The organism is Thioalkalivibrio sp. ALgr3 (genome assembly GCF_000377325.1).
In the GTDB taxonomy this organism is placed as follows: Bacteria; Pseudomonadota; Gammaproteobacteria; order Ectothiorhodospirales; family Ectothiorhodospiraceae; genus Thioalkalivibrio.
In genome coordinates, this window is record NZ_KB898011.1 from 1 (window position 1) to 3,651 (window position 3,651).

Sequence of the window (3,651 nt, forward strand, 5' to 3'; positions counted from 1 at the left end):
TATCTCCTTTGGCTGGCTGGTTGCTCGCACTTCCATTCCAGCCGGATACGCCGCCTTCCTCAATCCCCCCGTACACCACTTTCGACAGTAACTCCTCCTTGCCCACGAGGATGTTCATCTGGTGATCCATGAGCCAGAGAGCGACCTGCGCGATCTGGGCAGGCCACTCTTCTATCTCGATGCCGTGGAACTGGTCCACGTCCACTTTGATGTACTGCTCGATCACGTCGAACAGGTGGAGTGACCGGATCTCCTTGGCATAGAGTCTCCGGATGACCTCCAGCTCCAGCAGGCGGATCTCCCGATAGGTAATCACCAGAAAGTTGCCGCACCCACAAGCCGGGTCGAAGAACTGGAGCGATCCGAGCTTTTCGTGGAGGGCTTTGAGCTTGGCCTTGTTCTTCCCGGCCGCCTGGAGTTCCGCTTTCAGATCATCGAGGAAGAGTGGCCCGATGACCTTACGGATGTTCTGCTCGGAGGTGTAGTGAGCCCCCAGGTTCCGTCGCGCCACGGAGTCCATGATGCTCTGGAAGAGCGAGCCGAAGATTGCCGGGCTAACCTGCCCCCAATCGAGAGTGCTGCAATCCAGCAGGTGCTCACGCATCCGAGAATCGAACGCGGCGGTGCGGAGCCGTTCCGCAAACAGGCGGCCGTTCACATAAGGGAACGCGGCAAGCTGCTCGTCGCGACTCTTGAGGCGGTCAGGCTCGGGGGTGTTGAGGACATCGAACAGCTCCGAGAGGCGCGACCCGAGATCCGAACCGTCTTCGTGCGTGCGCTCCCGGATGAAGTCCTGGAAGGCCCCCTTGGGGGTGAAGATCCCCGTGTCTTCCGCAAACAGGCAAAACAGGATGCGGACCAGGTAGACCTCCAGCTCGTGCCCGGCGTACCCGATCTCCATAAGTTCGTCATGGAGGCGGGCGAGCTTTTCGGCCGCCTTGATGTTCACCGGGTCCTGTTCCTGGAAGGTCCGAACCTGATACCCGGCGATGAACCCGAATCTCTCAACGTGATCGGGCAGCTCGGACACCGCGAACTCCGTCTCTTCCCCGGTATCGAGGTCGTGGACCCTCATGCGGGCGAAGTCGGACACGATGACGTAGCGGGGCAGGTCGGCGTCACGGATGCCGGGGAAGTAGTCGATGGCCTGATCGTAGGCCCGAGCGAGATCCTTGCCTCGCGACTTGTGTTCCGCGATCAGTGTCCCCGGCCAGAAAAGGTCGATGTACCCCGCGTTCTTCCCTGCCCGCTCGACGCGCTGCTCGAACGTCGCGATCCGGCGTCGCGGCACGCCGAAGACCCTGAAGAACTCATCCCAGAAGGTCTTGGCTTCGGCGCTTTCGGAGGACTCTTCCTCCCATTCTTTGGCGAAGGCAATCGCGCGAGTGCGAATCTCGTTCCAGCTCAGAGGCATTGGCTTCTTCCGTCCATGAGGAGACGGCGCCAACTCTATCACCGGGCACGCACACGACGCTGAGGGGGATCAGGGTCGCCCGGCGGTGGGGAAGGCCCTACTTACCTTCCCCACCCTGCTGCTCGATGGGGCGCACACGCACAGGGGCGCGCTTGTAGTGGCGGTGGAGCGTGCCGGGGTTCTGATGGCCGAGAAGACGATCATCGTCGCCATCGGAAGCCGCCTTGGCACGGATGTCGTGGAAGGTGAAGCGCTCGGACAGCAGCCCTTCGTCCAGCGCCTTGCGCATGTACCGCTGCCACATGGTCCGGAATCCATCCCCGGAGAACGGCGAGCCGTCGCGGGTATGGACGATCCACATGGGAGAGACCTTGCTGGGCAGCGCGCGGAAGTTCGCCATGATCCGCCGCAATGCGGGGGTCGGCTCGTAGATCATAGCCTTCTTGGTCTTGTTGGTCAGGACCGTGAGGCCCTTTTCATCCGACCAGTCGCTCCACTTGAGACCGAGAATGTCCCCCTGGCGAAGCCCGGTAGCGTAGGCCAGGTCCATCGTGTACTGGCCGACCGGCGGCATGATCGAGCGCACGGCAAGGAACTCTTCGTCCGTGATGTAGCGTTGCCGTGGCTTCTCCTTGTTACGGGTCACCAGGCGGCAAGGGTTGCTGGAGGCTACCCCCCAGCGAATCGCGTAATTGAAGACGTGGGAAAGCAGGGACTTCTCCCGGTTCCCCCGCACCCGCGCGCGCCGGTCAAGGTAGGCGTAGATGTGCTTCGGCTGGATGCTGTCCGGCTCCATTTCCCCGAAGACCTGTCGCAGAAGGCCCAGCTCCCGGCGTTGTTGTTGCTGGGTAACGGCGGCCTTCTGCGGCAGGACTTCCCGAAGGTAACGGTCCATGATGTGCCCCATGTTGGTCACGGGGGCCTGCGTGCTGTTGAGGAGGCTGTACTCCACCATCGCCTCGTGAAACTCCCGTCCAAGGCGGTGCCACTTCCCGTCCTTGTCCACGAAGTAGTAGGTATCCCGGCGAATGTAGACCCGCTGAGGAAGATGCCGGTTGTTCTTTCTTCTGCGTCCCATAAGGCAAGAGATTACATCAAGGCTGAGAAATCAGGCTCGTTCTTCGGTTTCGGCTTCTGTGCGCCCGCCGAGCTTGCCCCCCGCTTCGGGGCGCCGGGGTGCTCCACCTGGGTCACGGGCACGCGAGGGTAACCGTCCGCCGCCACGAAATAATGCACTCCCTGAGAACGGAGCTGCTTGATCTGAGCGCTGGGGCGGCGATACCCGGTCAGCTCCACGACTTGCTCACGAGATAGAAACATCGCTGATCCATTCCCGACCGATACAGGGCAGGAGGGAGGGCTGCCTGCGTCAGCCCGCCCTCCTCTCCGGTTCTTCAGAGGAGTGCCTGGAGACGAACTCCAGACGGGCGGAATCGAGGTGCGCGGCGAGATCGGTCACCCGCACCATCCAGGGCGACTTGGCCGACCCGGCCCGATAGGCCGGGAACGGCAGATCACCACGGTTGGCTCGCCGGAACGCCTCCTTGCGGCTGATCGCCAGGTACTTGTCGGTCACGCGCTCCAGCTCAATGTCAGCGGCACCGTACTCCCGCATGAGGAGTTCCACGGTGGTCACGCCTGCATCGTTGCGTTCGTCCTTCGTATCCACTGTCAGGGTTCTCCTGCGGTCAGCGGGCTCAGCCCGCCGACCGGCTCAGATAGCGGCGCCGAATATCGAGCACCCATTCCGGAACGCTGTCGAAGGTGAAGTCACGGGCCGGTTCAACGCGGCGGAGGTTGGTGGCGCGGGCCACGGTCTGCACTTCACCGCCCCGCTGAACCGGCTCCATCAGGCCCTCGACAAAGATCGGGTTCCCGACCCGGATCGCCTTGCGGAAACGGATGCCCTGCTTGCCGGACATTTCGATCGGGATCAGGGATTCGCGGCTGTTCGCCTGCTGAAGCAGGAAGATCACCCGCTTGTCCATCTGGAAGGGTTCGCCCGCGACAAAACCGGCCAGCTCGAAATGGTTGGAAGCGCGGGTGAAGGTTTCCGGCATGGCAATCGCGTTGCTCGCTTCCAGCTCGGCACTGGTGTCCGGCTCCGTATCGAGGATGCCGGGGCGGCCGAGATACACACCCTCCATGCGGACGTGACGACCGGCTTTCACGGCCTCCTGATCGTCCATTTCCTCCGTCACACCGGAATACAGGTGCGCGATCACCTTCACGGTGTC

General features: G+C 62.5%; 5 protein-coding genes. All 5 read right to left on the reverse strand.

The annotated features are described in order from the left end of the window. Positions 1-1,414, reverse strand: a 1,414-nt coding sequence (locus C998_RS14235) for a type IIL restriction-modification enzyme MmeI (RefSeq protein ID WP_018871422.1), incomplete at its 3' end; no start/stop codon positions are given. Between the two features lie 97 nt (positions 1,415-1,511). After that, on the reverse strand, positions 1,512-2,420 hold the full coding sequence (locus tag C998_RS0113585) for a tyrosine-type recombinase/integrase (protein WP_018871423.1): 909 nt from the start codon (positions 2,418-2,420) through the stop codon (positions 1,512-1,514). 83 nt (positions 2,421-2,503) lie between these two features. Further along, positions 2,504-2,734: a DUF4224 domain-containing protein gene (locus C998_RS0113590; protein WP_018871424.1), complete on the reverse strand. Its 231-nt coding sequence runs from the start codon at positions 2,732-2,734 to the stop codon at positions 2,504-2,506. Positions 2,735-2,783: 49 nt separating this feature from the next. Continuing rightward, positions 2,784-3,083: a pyocin activator PrtN family protein gene (locus C998_RS0113595; protein WP_018871425.1), complete on the reverse strand. Its 300-nt coding sequence runs from the start codon at positions 3,081-3,083 to the stop codon at positions 2,784-2,786. Between the two features lie 28 nt (positions 3,084-3,111). Further along, positions 3,112-3,651: hypothetical protein (locus C998_RS15090; RefSeq protein WP_026279638.1), on the reverse strand; the 540-nt coding region annotated here is incomplete at its 5' end.

Bases quoted from the DNA above. Each gene is read 5' to 3' on its own strand.
- C998_RS0113590 (WP_018871424.1), bottom strand. From the start codon at position 2,734: ATGTTTCTATCTCGTGAGCAAGTCGTGGAGCTGACCGGGTATCGCCGC.